We start from the raw sequence: 2,484 nt of genomic DNA on the forward strand, positions 1-2,484 counted from the left end.
CATCGATCCGACCCGCTGACTCCTTCGGGCGGCTCCGCCTCCTGCGCCCGGGCGCCGCGGTCGGTCTCCGGCCGCGGCGCCCGGGAGCGGGAGGTCGCGGTGAGCATGGTCAGCGCGCCGCCGCCGGCGACGGCCACGGATCCCCGCGCCGACGCCGATGCTCAGCGCGTCGGCCAGGAATATCACCCCGATGATCGCCCCGACTGACCGGATCCAGCGCGAAGAGCGTGGCCACCGCCCGGGCGCCGAGCAGCCGCAGCGCCAGGAAGTCGCAGAGGAAGGTCGCCGAGATCCCCACGACGCCGAGGACGACCAGCACCGCCCAGGCCGCCGGCGTCGGCTCGGCGGCGTGGGTCGCCGCGATCGGGCTGAGCAGCAGCGCCGAGACGGCCGAGGCCAGCGCCAGGCTGTCCACGCCGCCGCGATCGCCCAGGCGGCCCGAGCAGAGCGTGTAGACCGCCAGGGCGACGGCCGCCAGGGCACCGATGAGCAGTCCGGCGACGTCCACGTCGCCGCCGGGCCGGCTGATCAGCACCACGCCCAGCAGGGCCAGGAGCGGCCCGATCAGCTGGCGTCCTCGCCGAGACGCCAGCGCCGCCAGGGCGAAGGGGCCCAGGAACATCATCGTCGCGGCCACGCCCAGCGGCAGCACGCGCACGGCGGCGTAGTAGCTGAGGTTCATCGCCGCCATCGCCGCGCCGAGGGCGAGGATCAGGCCCCACTCGCGACGCGGGCGCCGGCGCAGCAGCGGCCCGGCCGCACCGAGGCGGCGGGCGATCCGGGCGATGATCAGCAGCGTCGCCGCACCGAAGAGCTGACGCCAGGCGACCACGCCGGCTGGGCTCACGACGTCGAAGAGCGTGCTGGCCAGCGCCGCCGAACCCTGCACCGCCGCACAGGAGGCGACGACCAGCAGGACGCCGGAGAGCACGGTCAGCGGCACGGAGGATCGCAGTGAGAGCACCCCGCCAGCTTAGGCCGGGACGCCGCCGCGAAGCGTGCGTGACGCCGGGCGAGGACGATGCTGACGCCAGGAATACCACCGCTTTCGGGACGTTGCACCGGCCGGAGCGACGACGCCGTCGCCCGTCATCATGGCAGCGCGGTCGTGCTGCCGACCGATCCTGGGACGGAAGGACATCTCATGGCTGCTCTCGGACACACCGGCATCGACATCTTCGAGCTCGCGCTCGGCGGCAACACCTTCGGCTGGACCAGCGACCGCGACGCCTCCTTCGCGGTGATGGACGCCTACCTCGACGGCGGCGGGAACCTCATCGACACCGCCGACGTCTACTCCGCCTGGGCGGAGGGCCACTCCGGCGGCGAGTCGGAGACGATGATCGGCGAGTGGCTGGCCTCCCGCGGCCGCCGCGACGAGGTCGTGATCGCCACCAAGGTCAGCCAGCACCCGGAGTTCTCCGGGCTGTCGGCGCCGACCGTCAAGGCCGCCGCCGAGGCGTCGCTGCGGCGGCTGGGCACTGATCGCCTCGACCTGTACTACGCCCACTTCGACGATGCCGAGACGCCGCTGGAGGAGACCGTCGGCGCCTTCGAGGAGCTGGTCCAGGCGGGCACGATCCGCGCGGTGGGGATCTCGAACTACTCCGCCGACCGGGTGCGCGAATGGTTCTCCATCGCCCGGCGCGAGGGCTGGACCCTGCCGGTGGCGCTGCAGCCGCACTACAACCTGGTCCGCCGGGAGTCCTACGAGGCCGACCTGGCCGGCCTCGCGGCGCAGGAGGAACTGGCGGTGATGCCCTACTTCGCGCTGGCCAGCGGCTTTTCTCACCGGCAAGTACCGCAGCGCCGGGGACCTCCGCGGCGCGGATCGCGAGCAGATGGCCGCAGGCTATCTCTCCGAGGAGGGGCTGCGCGTGGTCTCCGTGCTGGAGGAGATCGCCGCCGGGCACGGCGTGACGATCCCGACCGTCGCGCTGGCCTGGCTGCGCAGCCGACCCACCGTCGCCGCGCCGATCGCCAGCGCCCGGACCACTGAGCAGCTGCCGGCGCTGATGGACTCGGTGCGGCTGCAGCTGGGCGACGACGAGCTCGCCGCCCTCGACGACGTCTCGTCCCGCGTGCCGGCCTGAGCCGCGGCCGGCTCAGAGCCGGGTGACGGCGAAGGCCAGACAGGCCGCGCCGAGTCCGAGCGTGATCGTCGTGGTCAGCGCGGCCAGCCGGCCGCCGGAGAAGGGCACCTGGTCGCCTTCTCCGGCGGTCAGCCGCGCGTGGTGGGCCTGATAGCGGCGGTGCGCCATCCAGGTGGCCGCGACGGCGGCGGCGACGAGCCCGAGCAACGGCACCAGGGTCCAGACGCCCAGCAGCTGGGGCACGGTCCGCAGGGCCACCAGCGTGGCGGCGATCATCGACAGCCCGGTGCGCCGCCAGGCCAGTGCTGTGCGCTCGGGCTGGAGGCCGGGGTCGAAGAGCTGATCGTCGACGGCGCTGCTCATCGTCTCACTCCAGCACCATCGCCAGGCC

2 protein-coding genes and 1 pseudogene are annotated in these 2,484 nt (G+C 73.7%); 1 reads left to right on the forward strand and 2 read right to left on the reverse strand.

Features of this window, described 5'->3' with window-relative positions; translation table 11 throughout:
• Positions 1–109 precede the first annotated feature (109 nt).
• Complete coding sequence (locus tag GU5_RS15990; protein ID WP_010525355.1) at positions 110–964, reverse strand: DMT family transporter; 855 nt, start codon at positions 962–964, stop codon at positions 110–112.
• A 180-nt stretch (positions 965–1,144) separates the two neighbouring features.
• Between GU5_RS15990 and GU5_RS15995 the strand changes: the two are divergent.
• Positions 1,145–2,093 (forward strand): annotated as a pseudogene (locus tag GU5_RS15995) (aldo/keto reductase).
• A 12-nt stretch (positions 2,094–2,105) separates the two neighbouring features.
• Here the strand turns inward: GU5_RS15995 and GU5_RS0109550 are convergent.
• Positions 2,106–2,484 (reverse strand): DUF202 domain-containing protein (locus GU5_RS0109550; RefSeq protein ID WP_369750471.1); only part of this gene is annotated, 379 nt, incomplete at its 5' end.

It is taken from the genome of Nesterenkonia sp. F (genome assembly GCF_000220985.1).
In the GTDB taxonomy this organism is placed as follows: Bacteria; Actinomycetota; Actinomycetes; order Actinomycetales; family Micrococcaceae; genus Nesterenkonia.